The 17,067-nt window shown below is 54.3% G+C and carries 7 protein-coding genes; 2 read left to right on the top strand and 5 right to left on the bottom strand.

The window, feature by feature from the left end; translation table 11 throughout:
• Nucleotides 1–80: 80 nt before the first annotated feature.
• The 4 genes from JJD41_RS12930 to JJD41_RS12945 form a co-directional block, all read right to left on the bottom strand.
• Complete coding sequence (locus JJD41_RS12930) at nucleotides 81–5,084, bottom strand: PAS domain S-box protein (protein WP_200666499.1); 5,004 nt, start codon at nucleotides 5,082–5,084, stop codon at nucleotides 81–83.
• A 689-nt stretch (nucleotides 5,085–5,773) separates the two neighbouring features.
• Nucleotides 5,774–8,170 carry a DUF3769 domain-containing protein gene (locus JJD41_RS12935; RefSeq protein ID WP_200666501.1) on the bottom strand — a complete coding sequence of 799 codons (2,397 nt, stop codon included), beginning with the start codon at nucleotides 8,168–8,170 and terminating at the stop codon, nucleotides 5,774–5,776.
• A 117-nt stretch (nucleotides 8,171–8,287) separates the two neighbouring features.
• Nucleotides 8,288–8,404: a photosystem II reaction center protein I gene (locus JJD41_RS12940; RefSeq protein ID WP_168567726.1), complete on the bottom strand. Its 117-nt coding sequence runs from the start codon at nucleotides 8,402–8,404 to the stop codon at nucleotides 8,288–8,290.
• Between the two features lie 398 nt (nucleotides 8,405–8,802).
• The gene (locus JJD41_RS12945) at nucleotides 8,803–10,326 is read right to left on the bottom strand and encodes a hypothetical protein (RefSeq protein ID WP_234488617.1); all 1,524 of its coding nucleotides are present in this window, start codon (nucleotides 10,324–10,326) and stop codon (nucleotides 8,803–8,805) included.
• Between the two features lie 233 nt (nucleotides 10,327–10,559).
• Between JJD41_RS12945 and JJD41_RS12950 the strand changes: the two genes are divergently transcribed.
• Together JJD41_RS12950 and JJD41_RS12955 are read left to right on the top strand one after the other, a co-directional pair.
• Nucleotides 10,560–13,736, top strand: a complete 3,177-nt coding sequence (locus JJD41_RS12950; protein WP_200666506.1) for an alpha-mannosidase — start codon at nucleotides 10,560–10,562, stop codon at nucleotides 13,734–13,736.
• Between the two features lie 282 nt (nucleotides 13,737–14,018).
• A complete protein-coding gene (locus JJD41_RS12955) occupies nucleotides 14,019–14,804 on the top strand; it encodes a pentapeptide repeat-containing protein (RefSeq protein WP_200666508.1) in 786 nt (261 codons plus the stop codon).
• 69 nt (nucleotides 14,805–14,873) lie between these two features.
• Here JJD41_RS12955 and JJD41_RS12960 read toward each other — a convergent pair whose 3' ends face one another.
• Nucleotides 14,874–16,997 carry a WD40 repeat domain-containing protein gene (locus JJD41_RS12960; protein ID WP_200666510.1) on the bottom strand — a complete coding sequence of 708 codons (2,124 nt, stop codon included), beginning with the start codon at nucleotides 16,995–16,997 and terminating at the stop codon, nucleotides 14,874–14,876.
• Nucleotides 16,998–17,067: the final 70 nt, after the last annotated feature.

The following is a 17,067-nucleotide window of genomic DNA, read 5'->3' on the forward strand; positions in this document are numbered from 1 at the left end:
TCTAGAATCTCCAACATCATACCGAAATTTGGAGGAATTGACATCAGACGTCAGCCCATTGCGCGGTCTCCGTACTCCCACTAGCTCATAAACGCAGTCACCACGCGATCGCGCCCTTCCAACTTCGCCCGATAGAGCGCCGCATCTGCCGCCCGGATAATCGCCTCTCCCGTCTGTCCGTGTTCCGGGAAGCACGCCACCCCCACCGACAGCGAAATCGGATCGAGCAACTCCCGACGATGTTCGACATTTAAAAACTTGACCCCCTGGCGGATCTCCTCGGCCCGGCGAATCGTATTTTCTAACGACGCTTCCGGAAAAATCAGGGTCAACTCTTCCCCGCCATAGCGACAGGCAATATCGGAATCGCGAATATTGCGTTTCAAAAACCGCCCCAACTCGCGCAATACCGCATCTCCCGCCTCGTGTCCGAAAGTATCGTTAAACCGTTTGAAATGGTCTACATCGAGCATTAAAATCCCCAACGGCTGCCCGGCCCGGGAGGCCCGGTGGACTTCCCGTTCGAGGGATTCTTCTAAATAACGGCGGTTGAACAGGCCCGTGAGGGGGTCGCGAATGCTTTCGTATTGCAGGGTTTCGCGCAATTTCAAATTCGCCAGAGCCAGGGCGATATGTTCGCAAACCGTGCGTGCTAACTTCTGTTTGGCTTCGCTCAAAGCTTCGAGCTGGGTGCTACTCAAGTGCAGCATCCCCCACGTCATCCCCGTGGCCATCATCGGCACGCACAGCGATCGCCCGTCCAGGGCAACCTGTTTTACGTGAGAGCATAAAAGTCCCGTATCCTTGCCGTCCACAACGTGAGAACGCCCCCGCCGCAACGCCCAACATTCGTGGGGGACGAACAGGGATTCCCCTTGTTGCGCCGCCCCCCAATCCGCTACCAATTCCACTAAGTTATTGGAATTGTTAATTGCAAAAATGCCGCCGGAACAGTCGGGAAACAACGGCTGTAAAAAACTCGGCAGCGCCTTGTAGGCTTCTTCGACCGTCAGACACGCTTGCAAGAAATCGCTCATTTCCCCGAGTAACGCCATCTCGCGGTTGCGTAATTCGAGTTGTTCCACCCAGCACTTGAGCTGACTGTTGGCTTGATGCAGTTGCTGTTCGGTTTGCTTGCGTTCGGTAATGTCCGACGCCGTACCGAGGATCTGCTTCGGTTTGCCTTCGCTTGTGCGGGTGAAAATAATATCGCGGCTGTAAAACCAGTGCCACTGACCGTTTTTATCTTCGATGCGGTACTCGCGCTCCATAATTTCGCCGTCCGCCACCCGGTCTAATTTGGCGAGTTGTTGGTTGAGTCGGGACAAATCGTCCGGGTGCATCACTTGTGCGAAAAACTCGACGCCCATCTTTTCAATTTCCTGGGGCGTATAGCCCAAAATTTCGGCAAATTCGCGGTTGGCGTAGGTATTGCGCCGTTCGATGGTGTCGTAGATGTAGAGGAGGTTGGGGGTGGTTTCGGTAATTTTTTCGATAAAACGCTGTTTTTCTCGTAAGGCTTCTTCTGCTTCTTTGCGTTCGGTAATGTCGCGATTGCTCGCGCGCAACCCCAACCATTCTCCGTCACTGCTGTAAACGGGTTGGCAAATATGGGCGACCCAGCGAACTTGACCGTTGCGATGGACGATGCGGAAGTCGAAGGCGAAGATTTTGGGATTGACTAACTCGTCCTGTAAGGAGGTGACGACGGGATCGCGGTCTTCGGGATGTATCAGGGAATACAATAGTTGGCGATCGGAAAGGAACTCGGCGACGCTGTAGCCGGAAATGCGCTCGCACGAAGCGGAGATGTAGACAAATTCGCCGTCGGGAGCGATCCAGTATTCCCAATCGTAGGTAAAGTTAGCCAGGGTGCGAAATCGTTCTTCGCTTTGGCGCAGGGCTTCTTCGGCGCTTTTGCGCTCGGTAATGTCGGTATAAATGCCGATCGCGCCGACAATTTTTCCGGCGGGGTTTTTGATGGCGTCGGCCCGTAAGGAAATCTGGCGCTGGCGACCCGTGCGACTGTGCATTTCGACTTCGCCTTTCCAGGATTCGCCGCGAACCGTGGTGGAAAAGACCTCCCGGAAGCAATCGAGATCGGTGAAGAGGACGGCGGCGCCTCCGGCAGCATTGAGGTCTTCGACAGTATATTCAAACAGTTCGATAAAGGCGCTGTTATGGTAGGTGGATTGACCGTTGAGGTCGCTCATGGCGATCGCGTCGCTGGAACTTTCGACGGCTTTGCTAATCCGCAATAAGGTTTCTTCGGCATGTTTGCGATCGTCGATATCGACGCAAGAGACGATCGCCCCGGCAAATTCGCCGTTCGGGGTCAGGCGCGGCACTCCGGTATGCAAAATCCAGCGATATTCGCCGCGCGCGCAAAACAGCCGATATTCGACGCGCCAGCTCTCGCGACCTTTGAGGGCGGCGAAAAAGCCGTTTAAGGTGCGCTTGCGGTCTTCCGGGTGGAGGCATTCGATCCACCCTTTCCCGGCGGCTTCCGTGGGGGTCTGTCCGGTAAAGTCGAGCCAGGTTTTGTTGAAAAAGGTACCGTTCCCGTCGGCGTCGGCGAGCCAGATCATCACCGGGGCATTATCGGCCATCAGGCGAAAACGCTGCTCGCTCTCGCGCAGGGCTTGTTCGGCGGCTTGACGCTCCTGGATGTCGCGTCCGACCGCTTGAAACTCGCGCACGAGGCCGCCTTCGTCGAATATTGCCCGTTTGCTCCACTGGAGGGCGCGCCGTTCGCCGTCGGGCAGGACGACGGGGTATTCGAGGACGATGCTGGGATGCTCGGGGGTTAACTCTTGGAGACGATCGCCCGCTTCCGTGCGGTTCTCTTCGGGGAGGGTGGCGAGGAAGTTGCTGCCGAGGGCTTGCGATCGCTCTTGTCGGAAGTAGCGACAGTAAGCGTCGTTGACGAAGGTCACGGTGCCGTCGGGTAAAAAGCGACAGACTAATTCGGTTTGATCTTCGACGATCGCCCGATACCGCCATTCGCTTTCCCGTAAGGCTTGTTGTGCTTGTTGACGGTCGGCGATTTCCCGTAGCAACTCTTCGTTGAGTTGCATCAGTTGGTCGGTGCGCTCTTCGATCCGTCGTTCGAGCTCTTCGTTGAGCTGTTTGAGGCTGGTTTCTTCGGCCCGACGGGCGATCGTGGCGGTGGCGATCGTGTAGGTGCCGTTTGCTTCGCTGGTGGCGAGGGGCATTTTCGACCAGACGATCGGCATCAGGTCGCCGTCGGCGTCTTTCCAGGTGCTTTCCCAGGGGCGATCGCCGTTACCGACGAGCCAGCCGTGGAAGGCTTCGGCCCGTGCTTCCGACTCGAACAGATCCGCCAGTCGTCGTCCGCGCAGGGCTTCGTCGGAGCTTCCCAAACTCGCCTCGGTGTGAGGATCCACTTGCACGATCCGGCCTTGGGCATCGACGACGACGACGAGGGAGCGCTCGGGGACGGCTTTTGAGCTTCTTTCCCGTTGGATTTGGCGTTCGAGCTGTTGCTGCTGGCGGGCGCCTTCGCCCAGGTGTTGCTGTAAATCGTGCTGTTGGATGGCGATCGCCAGTTGCACGGCCAATTGTTCGACCCACTCGATTTCCCAACTCTTCCAACGGCGAAGACGGCGGGCGTACTGAATGAGGAGCAATCCCCACGGTCGTTCGGGGGCGCTTCCTTGGCAATCGAGCGGGGCCAGGGCTTGAAGTTTCCCGCGCGCGATCGGCACGACCAGTTGGGCTTTGACGCCCAATTTTTGCAAGGGTTTGACGACGTCTTCCGGCAGTCCGCTACTGCTGAGATTGGCGATCGCCTGGCGCTCTCCTTTGGCGAAGGCTCCGAGCCAATCGGCGATCTTGACCGCACTCGATGGGACGGCTCCCACCGACGGCACCCCCGGCGCCGTGGCTTCGCTCTCGATCTGCGGGGTGCCGTCGTCGAGGAAGCGACAGACGATCGCGCGATCGCTGCCGAGGACTTCGCGCACCTCCGTCGCGATCGCACCGAAAATTTCGCTGAGGGGGCGATTTTGATAGGTGTTGAGGGCAATTTGTTCTAACAGGCGATCGCTTCTGGCACTTCGGCGCCTGCGGCTTCGGCTCGTTCTCGACCCCGGATTCGATCGCGAAGCCCGCGACAGTTGACGATTTTCCGCACTCAGTTGACCCACTTTTTGCTGCAAAGTTTGAATGACGCCGTACAGGTCTACCGGATCGATCGCCCGCCATAAGCTCGCCTGGGTGACGATGCCGAGTAATTCGCCGTTCTCGTCACGGCAAATCGCCCGTCGCACTCCCTGGCGTTGCATTTCCAGATGGGCGACCCACAACGAATCGTCCGGCTTGACACAAACTACGGCTTCGCCGATGACTTCGCGGGCGGGAATGCCGATAAAATCTAAGTTTAACGCCCGAGCGCGCACGAGATCTCGTTTGCCGACGATGCCGAGGGGACGGCGGGACGATCGCCCCGGACTCGATCGCTCGCAAACGATCGCGCATTCTTGGGGGTGAGGGGCGATCTCCCGTACGATGTCTTGCAGGGAACTGTTCGCACTCACGCAAATCCCTTGGGTGTCGATCGCCTCGACGACTCGCCGCAATTTGAGCAGGTCTACCGGATGCCAGCACGATTGCAAGCTCTCGGCACTGACCAATCCGACGAGGCGATCGCGATCGTCTAGCACGGGCAAATAACCGACCCCATATCCTTTCAACAAGTTGACAATGGCGAACAGGTCGTCAAAATTTGACTCGCGAATCGTAATTAAATTGCGGTTCATGACCTCGCCTGCCGTCAATTGGTCGAATTCAGTTTCTCGAAAGAGACATTCCACGATCTCCCCTTCGCCAATCGATCCGAGTACCTGATTGTTTTCGACAACCAAGACGCAACTCGCTCGCGCTTCATTGAAGCCCTTGCGATCGGAGGGATTGGATTTTTGGCGTAAGGTACATAGGTTGCTTTCCTGACTCATTAACGCCACGATCTTCTCTAAAGAAGTGCTGGCGGAAACGGTCACGGGATGACGGTCGATCGCCGCATCTAACAGATCCGAACAGACCGAAGAGTTCTGAAGGTACATAGCATGGTGGGACTCGCTTGAGTAGGGCACTCGGTGGATTGCAGGCCCGGTTGAATTGTCTTAGGCGTCGAACGCGGTTCGTCCGACGAACTATAAAGCTGAAAATGATTTCCCCTTTTTTATATTACCGCGATCCCCGAGCCTTTTGAATAAATAAAAGTTTACTTTACTCGCGATCGCCTTCGTTCACTTGAGTCAATCTCCACAGGCACGCTCGTCAAAACAAGCGGGGATCTTCTTCAAGTTTATGTAAAAGAAATCTCCGAAGTTTAAAGAGTTGATAAACTCATTGTAAGCTTAGGTTTTGGCGTTTCCTCATTCGGCGATCGCCTTCCCGATCGGCAGCACTCTTCACATCCCTTGCCCATAAAAATTAACAAAAATTTAAGGTTTTTCATAACCGTTCGGCTCGGTGATTTTGAAGTCGGCGACCGGAATTTGTTCGCCCGTTCTCCCTCGTTTCTAGCTCGAAAAAGTGGCAAATCGGGAGGGAATCCGGGGCAGATCCGCAAGAGTGCAGTCGCCAATTTTTGTATAAACTATTGGCCGTACCGAGGGAAAATCGATTCCCTTACAGAGAGAAAAACCCGAGCGTTGATTGAGAAGACGGCCCACCATTTGTCCGACGCCGAAGCGATCGCCCGGAATCCATCTTTACTACTACCAACCCGGTACGCTTCAACAATGCCCTAACGGCGCACGCCTCCATCCACCGATCGCACGTCCGGGCTGGAAAAGGTCTCGCCACCACTGACCCAGTTAAAATCGCTAATCCTCAAAGTGAGGTTGCCGATCGCCCGTTCCGGGTTGTAACTTAAGGTCACACCATAAGTGCGACGACTGTATTCTATACTGTAATCGGTCCCGATCCGTTCTCCCGTATCCAAATTAATCGACGTTTGCACCCCGAGGCGGAACGGACCGTAAATTTGCTGGACGATTCCAGCAGACAGTACCTTGGCATCCGCAATGCGATCGAACAAAAAAGGCGATTCCCCATCTTGCCAGACGCGCGAAAATCCCAAGTTAAACCCAGTATAGTCCAACCAAGGGCGGGAAAAATGACCGAACTGTCCCTGAATGCCGATCGTTCCTGTCAGTGTGTTTTGGGTATCGTCGTTGCTGTACGCCGTCGCAACTCCCGTCAAGCCGCCAAAGAGACTGACGTAGGGAACCACGGGAGCATTCGTATAACGCAGCCCTTGAGTAGGGGTTGCGGGCAAACTATCACCTTTCCACAATAGCACCCCGCGACTGAGAGAGGCACTGGCTTGGTAGCGATTGAGGTCGATGCGGTTATTTTCCCGAATCGGTTCGAGCAATTCGAGGCGATCGCTGTCCGCTTCGATCGCCTGGGCACTGCCTTGATAGCTCAAATTAAAGCCAGTGTTCCCCAAGGGAATCACCGGAGAAGTGACCACCACCCCGAGACTTTGCTGGACCGTTTGATAGCCTAACGATCCGTTAAAGAGGCGATCGCGGTAAGAATATTCCCCGGAGACGCGATAGCCGCCGAGTTTTTGCTGCAGGCGCAAACTGCCGCGAAAATTGTCATTTTCGTTGGGATCGAGGGGATTTTCCTCGTCGCCGTTAAAGTCGAAATTGGTAAACACCGCCGATCCGGTCAAGGTCGTCGTCGGGGTCAAATTCCCCTGTAATTTGGCCTTGAGTCCGAAGAGGCGATCGAAGGTTCCGGTTCCTTCTTCAAGCGATCGCTGGAGGTAATATTGGGGGATTAAATTGAGGCGAAACGGGCCGGGAAGGGGCGGCGCCACAGTCGTTTCCACGTACAACCCGCCTCGATCTTCGCGGTCGTAACCGAAGCGAATCAGGGACGGATCGCGATCGGAGCGATCGATAATCACCCGTTCGCGCACGATCGGGATCGAAACTTTTTGGTCGAAGACCAAGCGACCCCGTTTGGCGACGATTTCATCTTTTTCTGGAGACAGGCGCCGACCTCGGGCGTATTCGGCGCGAAATTCCAATTCTGGAGGCGAAAACGGATCGTTCGAGATCCGGACGTTGGTTCCTTCCCACCCTTCATCGTTGAAGTTGAGGCGTTCGGCTTCAAAGCGCAAGCGGTTGAGGGTTCCCCCGATCGCGGGCAAGCCAAATTGGCGCCCGCCCCCGGTTCCGACGAAGACGCCGCCCCCGGGGAAGACCCGTTTGGGGGGTTGTCCGGCGCGCAGGCGATCGACCAGGGCGCGGTCTTGTAAGGCGGTGGAACTGACATCGGTGGGTAAGGGCGGGCCGAAATCTTGGGCGGCGGAGGGGAAAAAGAGTTCCCCTCGGGCGAGGTTGACTTCGCCGAGGTTGCGAACGGTATCGTATTCGATACGATCGCCGCGCAGCACTTGCGGCCCTTTGGTATAGATGGCGTCTCCTTCGGCGACGGCGATCCGGCTATCGAGATTCATTTGCAGCCAGTCGGACGCCAGGATCGCCCCGCGAAAGCGCATTAAAACCTCTCCTTCGGCGGTGACGACTCGGGCCTCGGTATCGTACTGCTGGCGGTCCGATCGCAGTTCCACGACTTGGGAAGGGATGACTGCCGCAGGCGCACGGGTCGGCGCGGGGCTGGCAACCTGTGGCGATTGCCCGCTTTGCCGGGTATAGACCGATTCGAGGGTTCGGTAAAAATCACCGGGCGATCGGTGCGGGAGACTGTGGGGTTCTCCGGGAATTTTGCGCAGCACTTGCCCGATTTTGCTCGGTTCCGATGCCGGAATTTCGCGGCGGGATTTTACGCTTTTATCGGAGTTGCGCGCCGTGGACGGGAGGGGACGGGGCGAGTCGAACAATTCGGTTTCGACGATCGCCTCGGTCGGGGCGATCGCCTCGGGACGGACTGAAGCGGGATCTCCGGTACGGCGATCGTCCCTCGGTTGCGGGGATAAGTCGATTTCGAGAGGCGCCCCGAGCAAAGACGCATCGGTGAGGGGTTGAAACAGTTCCGAGCCGATCGCCTCTACAGACGGCGATCCTGGGGAAGAAACTGCAGGCGATCGCGGGGCGGATGAAGAGCGATAGTCGAAGGTAATGACAATAGAGGGTGGTTCGGGCGGGAGAGCCGGATAAGGCATATTTCTGAATCAAACATCAAAGAACACACAGCCCGGACGTACCACGTTCCCCCTGGAGCCAGCGCGGGCGACCCGAAGGCCGCCCCGTTTTGACGCTTACCAAGGATACAGCCTTGCTTATTCTAAATCGCGTCGTTTCGGGTTGCGCGCCGGGTCTCCATTTAAAAAGCCAAATACGAATAAGACAACAAAGAAAGTGACCGTCAAATAAACGGCAATTTTTAGGGTGACCATTACAGGATCTCCAAAACAATCTAAAAGGTTTGAGGGCTGTTGCTATCGAGATGTAGATAGCTCCCCTTATCATATCGAAATCAGGTTATTTTTTTTGACGTATTCCCGCTTTAAAGAGACGGGGATCCTAAATATCACTATTTAGAGTTTCTCTTTCGACGAGTTGGCCGATCTGTATCCAGACCGAGGCCAGTCTCTCCAGAGACGTTACTTTCCCTGCGCCCCAGGGTAGTTCCTAAACCAGCATGGCTTTATCATTTTAGCCTGGCATCGTATTATAGCGTGAAAGGTAAACCGATTCGATCGAGACCGCGATCGTTTCCCCCGGGAAGAACTGGGGATCTTCTGGAGAGGGATCGCGATCCCCACCGGGTTAGAGGGTCAATCTCGGCGCCATTTCAACGGGAGCGGTCGAGTTGGACGTGCAACCACTGCCACAAGGCGATCGCCTTTTCTTCGAGATAAAGCATGGCGCGATCGACCCATTCTAAAACCCGTTCTAGGGGATGTTTGACGTATTCCACTTGGGTGACACAGGCTTCGATCCAATCTGGATGGAATTCCGGGGTCTGACCCGAGGGCGGCGCGGTGGCGATCGTGGGGGAAGCGGTAGCGGCTTGGATTGCTGCGGTGGCGCTGGCGATCGCGCGATCGCGCTTCGCGACTTGGGCTTTGACCCGCTTTAAAGCGCGTTCCCCGGATGCAGAGACTTTTGCCATCGTCGGTTTGGGGGCGGCGGCGATCGTCTCGCCGACCCACTGACCCTGGCGGAAGAGACCGAGATCGACGGTGAAGGGCTGGGGTAAACGCTGGGTTCGGGCTGGTTTGGGGACGGCGCGATCGCCCGCCAAGGTTCCCCGAGGCGATCGCCCTTCCAGTGCGTCGTCCTCCTCGATTTCCCCGGTCAGGGACGGTTCGCGGCTTCCGAAGAAATAGTCGATCGCTGCTTCGATTAAGGCTTGAATGCGCAAAATGGTTGCCGTCGGTTCTCCCGGGGCGATCGGCGATTGGGGGGACTCGTAAGGGTCGCTGACTAACGCTACTGCCAGATCTTGCACCCAGGCGATCGCCGGAACTGCCGTTTTTTCCACCCGGGCGATCGCGCGATCGAGTCCCATCAACGGGCCGGGTAAGGGCAAAGTCTCGCCGATCGCGATCGAGGCCGCAACGGCGATCGCCTGGGAGGGCTCATCTTGGGGCGATCGGGGGACAATGGAACCCCCTTTTAAAAAGCTTCCCCATTGCGGCTGAATCCCCCGAGAACTCCCCTGAATCGCAGGAGTTGCCATTTTTGACCCTAACGGACGGGGAGCCGTTCCACCGGACAACGGCGGGCGATCGCCGCCTTGCCGTTCCCAGTCGATGCGATCGCGTAAAATTTGCTGTTGTTGCGGGGTTAAAATCTCTAAAATCCGATAATTTTCGCCGACGAGTACCAGGGATCTCGTGGCCAAATCGCTCGCCACTGCGACAATCTTAAGCTGCCGCCGGGGTGACCCGCGCCACAGACGAGCCGCAAACGGTGCGATTTTACCATCAAACCACCGCGCGATCGCCTGCGGAACCGCCCGAATTTTGGCGATCGGGTGAACTTCGCGCACCTTGACAATCGCCCCGGGATCTGTTGCGCTATCCTCGGGGGCGATCGCCTCCACCGACATCAACACCCGGGCGATCGGCGTATCCCCTTCCCGGGCTAAAATGGCGTCAGATCCAGCTTCTGCAGGCGCCGACGTCGCGGGTCGCGTCTCTCCCGTTCCCAACGTTTTCGCCCCGACACCTCCCGCCGAACGACCTTTCAGCCGTTTTCCCACGGTTTGAGTCGCCTGGTAAACCGCATAAACCGGAACCAACAACAAATGCACCCCAACTTGGGCAATTTCCTTAAGCTGGCGCGACGTTTTCTCCCACTGTTGCGCCATCTTGCGCGTTTTTCCGTGGAGGAAATTAAAGACTCTGCTTTGATAGCGACCAGAAGACATAGCAGTTTGGCGATAACGTTGGTAAATCCGGTTTAACCCGGCGAAGCAGCTAGAGCAACCCCTGCTTTTTATGATATCGGAAGTGGAGCAATTTATTTTGGCAAGGGTCGCGAGTCGGGAGACAATCACTGCAGACACTCCCCCACTCTAAAATCTAAACTCTAAAATCCCTCATGTTCCTCGACCGACTGCGCCAACTCGTTCGCTACGACCTGCGCCACACCTGGCATACTTGCAGCACAACCGACGATCGCCACCCAGCCACAACCGCCGAAACCTTCTCCCAGTGGGCGATCGCGCCCTTGAACGATCGCGGGCATATTGCCTGGCAACCGGGACGAGTGCTCTGGTTGGCGCAACGCCTCGTCATCCCCGCACACTTGAACGGTTATCCCGTCCATGATTGTATTTTACGGCTGGCCTTAACCTGGTGGGCCGAACGAGCTCAAATTTTTGTCAATGGCGAACTCGTCGGCGAAGGCGATCTTTTCGATTGCCAAACCCGGATTTTACTCCATTCCAATACCGTTCCCCATCAAGCGATCGATCTCGCTTTGCGCTTGGTCGCCCCCCATCACGATCCGGGGGCTTTAGTTCAGTCTCTTTGTCTGTACGAACACCAAGGAGAATCGAGCCTCGACCCCGGTATTTTGGCCGATGAAATTTCTATCCTACAACAATTTATTCGATCTTCCAATCATTCTGAACAAGAATTAGCGAAAATTGAGCGTTTGCTTCACACCATCCCTTGGGACAGGGTAGGCGATCGCCCCCAATTCGAGCAAGCCTTAACCGAAATTCGCCAAACGCTCTTATCTCAAACCGAGTTCATTTCTAACTTTAACATTCACCTCCTCGGTCACGCCCATTTAGACTTAGCCTGGTTATGGCCGATCGCCGAAACCTGGGACGCCGCCCAACGGACTTTTGATTCCGTTTTGAACTTAATGGCAGACTTCCCCGATTTAACCTTCGGACATACCACCGCCGCCCTTTATTCCTGGATCGAACAACATCGCCCCAACTTATTTGCAGCCATCTGCGATCGCGTTAAAAGCGGTCAATGGGAAATCTTAGCCAGTTTGTGGGTCGAACCGGAACTCAACCTGATTAGCGGCGAGGCGATCGCCCGTCAAATCCTTTACGGACAACACTATTGTCTCGAAAAGTTCGGTCAAATTTGCCCGGTGGCGTGGCTTCCCGACAGTTTTGGTTTTTGTTGGCAAATCCCCCAACTTTTCAAACAAGGTGGAATCGATTATTTCGTCACCCAAAAACTGCGCTGGAACGATACCACCGAGTTTCCTTACGAGGTCTTCTGGTGGCAGTCTCCCGACGGAACCCGCATTTTTAGTCTGATGTCTTCCCTCATCGGTCAGGCGATCGATCCGTTAAAAATGGCCAGCTATACCACGGACTGGAATCGCAAAACCGGGGGCAATGTTTGCTTATGGTTGCCGGGAGTCGGCGACCACGGCGGCGGTCCGACACGAGATATGTTAGAACTGCGCCAGCAATGGCAAGCTTCGCCCTTTTTCCCGGAAACAAAATTTACCACGGCGATCGCCTATTTACAAGAATTAGAAACATCTACAACCACGCCGGATTCTCTCCCGGTCTGGAATGACGAACTGTATTTAGAATTCCATCGCGGCTGTTATACGACTCACGCCGACCAAAAATTATGGAATCGTCGTTTAGAAGGTGGCTTATACGAAGCCGAGTTATTCGCCAGCTTTGCAGAAGCGATCGATAATTTAACTTATCCAAAATCGGAACTAGAATGGGTGTGGAAGACCTTATTATTTAATCAATTTCACGATATTTTACCCGGTTCCTCAATCCCAGAAGTTTATGAGGAAGTCCGACCGGGATGGCAAAAAGCTGAGAAAACCGTTAGCGATGTTATTAAACAGTCTTTAAAGGCGATCGCCTCTCATATCGATCTGCCTACACCTCCCCAAAAACATGCCCGCGCGATCGCTGTTTTTAACAGTCTCAACTGGAGACGATCGCCGATCGTTAGTTTACAGTTATCTCCAGAAGAAATAAGCAGCAAGATTTACGAGAGTGACGGTCGAGAAGTGCGATCGCAAATCATTGAAAACCGCCTAGTTTTTGAAGCGAACAATATCCCTTCCATCGGATATCGCCTTTTCTGGCTGTGTCCCGCAGAAAAAGTTACGCGAAAGCAGGAATGCAGCGAGATCTTTGTCTCCCCTCCAGTGAATAACGCCTACATCTTAGAAAATGACTTATTCCAAATTGAAATAGATGCAACAACGGGAAACATTGCTCAATTTTGGGATAAAACGGAACATCGAAAAATTTTAAGCAACCCTGGCAATCAATTGCAATTTTTTGCCGATAGCGGACAATATTGGGATGCGTGGAATATCGATCCAAATTACGAACAGTATCGCTTAGCAGATGCCGACTTAACTGAAATTAAATGGCAAAGTTATGGTAAACTGGAACGACGGGTGCGAGTGGTTAGGAAATTTGGCCAATCTACTTTTATCCAGGATTATGTATTAGAAGCAAATTTGCCTGTTTTAAAAATAGAAACAACTGTAGATTGGCAAGAACGTCATGTTTTAGTCAAAGCGGCGTTTCCACTGAACTTAGAGGCCGACTTTGCGACTTACGAGATGCCCTGTGGGGCGATCGCGCGATCGACGAAACCCCAAACCGATGCAGAACGGGCAAAATGGGAAGTTCCGGCCATTCACTGGGCAGATTTAGGCGATCGCCACTATGGTGTCAGTGTATTAAATAACTGCAAATACGGTTATGATGCCAAACCTAATCAATTGCGCTTAACCCTATTGCGGGGGGCAACGTGGCCAAATCCTCAAGCGGATTTAGGACGACATCAGTTTACTTATGCGGTTTATCCCCATCGGGAAGATTGGAAACAAGCGAATACTGTCCGTCGCGGCTACGAGTTAAATTTTCCGGTGAGAGTTGTTGAAATTGAAGACAATTTTAGCCAGAAATATCCTAAGAGAGAGCGCAATCGGGACTATGTTTTATCGGCGAGTTCGACGTTTCTAGAATTATCGGCCAAAAATATAATAGTTATGGCGTTAAAACGGGCGCAAGACGATCGCCACGGCTGGGTTTTGCGCTGTTATGAAACTGAAGGAAAAGCGACAGAGGTTGAATTAACGAGCGATCTCGATCTAAAATTAGGCGATCGTCTCGACTTGTTAGAAAGACCTCTTAAAATGGCTGAAAGTCCGGCAATAGGAGTGAATTTCGCCGTGTCTCCCTGGCAAATTTTCACGTGGGCGATTCTGCGTCGCTTTCCGCCAGCGAACGCCCCCCAACCCGATTCCTCCCTGTAGAGGGAAAATACCGCTAAACTCTTCCTAAAATTTCTGTCCCCGTGCAGAATTGAGCGTTTCTACCACGTTTTGGGACATAAGTCAAGCAATGACGAGCTGCACGGAGGGATCGCCATTTCTTCAAGGTTGGGGCGACATTTTGGCGAGTTTTGAAGGCAATGGCTGCAAAACTTCCGGATTCGATCGTAGAAAATTGCAAAGGGAATTGAGGTGCGTTCGCGCAGCGACTCCAAAGGAGTCAGCAGAATCGCACCTCGGTTCAATTTCTATCGGGCTACCATCATGAACAAAATCAGTACCCAAGATTTTCTCGATGCTTATCAAGCGGGAAAACGCGATTTTGTCCTGTACGATCTGACGGGTTTCGACCTAGCGGGGGCTGATTTACGAAACATTCATTTAACAGGTGTCGATTTAATTGGAGCGAATTTAACGGGGGCAAATTTAAGCAACGCCGACTTAAGTGGAACGGACTTGACGCGAGCAAATTTGTCCGGGGCCGATCTGACGGGGGCAGATTTGACTCACGCCATGTTAGGCGAGACCGATTTCACCGGGGCGAACCTTTCTGGGGCGATTTTACGCGGAGTTATTTTACCCTGGGAGAAGGCGAAAGGGGCGAATTTTACGCGAGCGAATTTGACCGGGACGAAACTGATTCAAGGAAATTTAACGGAAGCTAATTTTTCTGGAACCAATTTAGCTGGGGCGGATTTAGAAGATGCTATTTTAGAACGGGCGAATTTCAGCGAAGCCTTTTTATTGGGCAGTTTTTTAAAACAGGCGAATTTAACTCGGGCGAGTTTCAACAAGGCTTATTTATTTGGCACCTTTTTAGTCGAAGCGAATTTAAGCGGTGCCGATTTTAGCGAGGCGTCTTTAAATTGCGTCAATTTGCAAGGGGCTAATTTAAGCGAAACGAATTTAGAACAGGTTAAAAGTCTCAAATTAACCTTAATTTTACCGTCTGTAGAACGGGGCGATCGCCCCGAATGGGATCGGTGGTGGCCCCCTGCAAAAAATGTCGCCGTCGAGCCCCAAATGGTGGCACGAACCGCAGCACTTTAGAGAATGTGTTGAGTGTTGAGAGTTTAGAGTTTAGATGGCGCCGAGGGAGTGGGGAATCGGGATCGGTGCCTATTTCCTGCCCCACACTTTTAAGGTTCCATCGGCACTCCCACTGGCGATAATTTGGGAAGTTCGCGGACTGAACGCCACGGCGTTGACCCAGTTGGAATGTCCGGTTAAGGTTCGCAGGACTTTCCCGGTGTAGAGATTCCACAATTGGATGGTTTTGTCGGAACTACCCGAGGCGAGGTGATAGGCGTAGGGGCTGAAGGCGACGGTATTCACTGCATCGGCGTGTTTGTCGAGACTGACCAGCAGTTTGCCGTTGTGAAGGTTCCACAGTTTGACCGTGGCATCTTCGCTACCACTGGCGAGGAGGCGCCCGTCGGCGCTGATGGCGAGGGACATTACCGGGGCTTCGTGGGCGTCGAGGGTGGTGAGTTCTTCTCCGGTGTGGAGTTTCCAGAGTTTGATTTTGCCGTCTTCGCTGCCACTGGCGAGGGTGTTGCCGTCGGGGGAGAGGGCCAAACACATGACGGCTTCGCGATGTCCTTCTAAGGTGCGCGTGACGGTTCCACGATCGCGATCCCACACTTTGATCGTTTCGTCGGCGCTACAACTGACCAGCAAAGGGGCGGTGGGACTGAACAGGACCTCATCGACGCGGTAGGAATGTCCGGTGAGGGTTCGGATGGCTTCCCCGGTGTTGAGATTCCAGAGGATAATGGTTTCGTCGCCACTGGCGCTGGCGAGGAGGGGGGCGTCGGGGCAGAAAGCGACGGACCACACGCCATCGGTATGTCCGCGCAGGACGAGTTTGAGTTCCCCTTGATAGAGGTTCCACAGTTTGATCAGTCCGTCTTCGCTGCCACTGGCGAGGAGTTGTCCGTCCGGACCGATCGCGATCGCCTCGACCCAGCTAGACTGTCCGGTGAGCGATCGCAGTTCTTCGCCACTATGGAGATTCCAGCGTTTGCGTTCTTCAAATTCGCCCCCTCCGGCAATCACTTGACCGTCGGGACTGAAAATCACCGAGTTGACCCATTCGGAATCTCGGCCTAAATTTTGGCATTCTTCCCCGGTTTCCAGGTTCCAAATCTTGATACTGCGATCGCTGCTGCCACTGACGATAAAATGGCCGTCGGGGGTAATTGCCAGGGAGTTGACCCAATCGGTATGTCCGCGCAAGGTTTGCCGAATTTTGCCCGTGGCGAGGGTCCAGATATTGACGATTTCATCGGCGCCCCCACTGACGAGGGTTTTGCCATCTGGGGTAAAGGCGATCGCGTTGACCGCTTCGCGATGTCCCTGGAGGTTCAAACAACGCTGGCCCGTAGCCACTTCCCACACGGCGATCGTTTTATCTTCGCTGCTGCTGGCGATAAATTTGCCATTGGGACTGAAGGCGACGCAATACACCCAATCGTGATGTCCGCAGAAGGTCGCGATCTCCTCTCCCGTCTCGACCTCCCAAAGTTTGACGGTGATGTCGCCGCCACTGGCGAGGCGTTTGCCGTCGGGAGAAAAGGCGACGGAGTAAACCCAATCGTGATGTCCTTCTAAGGTTTTTAAGGCTTCCCCGGTTTCGACGTTCCAAATCGCGATCGTGTTGTCTTTACTCCCACTGGCGAGGAGTTGACTGTCGGGAGAAAAGGCGACGGAGGTGACCCAACGATTATGTCCTTCCAGGGTACGGACTTCTTGGGTCGTGGCGGCATTCCAAATTTTAATGGTTTGGTCGCCACTGGCACTCGCCAACCATTTACCGTCCGGAGAGAAGGCGACGGCATCGATCCAATCTTTATGTCCGCCGAGCAGCGATCGCGGCGAACCCGAGTTAAGATTCCACAGAGTGATGGTATTGTCGTTGCTGCCACTGGCGAGGGTTTTGCCATCCGGGGCGATCGCCACGCTATAAATCCGGCTGGAATGTCCGCCGAGAGTTCGCAGGCATTTAAAAGCACGATAGGGATTGTACTGCCGTAGCGCTTGCTTGGCTTCCGGTTCTTCTCGCGTTTGCAGCAACCGATAGGCCACCCGTTGCACTCGTTCGGATTTGTCGTTTAACGCTTCGACGACCAGCGCTATCCCCGCTTCTCCCTGGTTTAATGCGTTTTTCAGTGTGGCAATACGGGACTTGATCTCCCCGACCATTCCGTCATTCTCTCCCGGTTGATGTGGATCGTTTGCCATTATTGCACCTTGACTACTGCAACATTGACGAAAATCAGAACTTCTCGAATTTTTGAGGACGGGGCGATCG

The organism is Oxynema mangrovii CENA135 (assembly GCF_016632315.1).
GTDB classification, from domain to species: Bacteria; Cyanobacteriota; Cyanobacteriia; order Cyanobacteriales; family Laspinemataceae; genus Oxynema; species Oxynema aestuarii.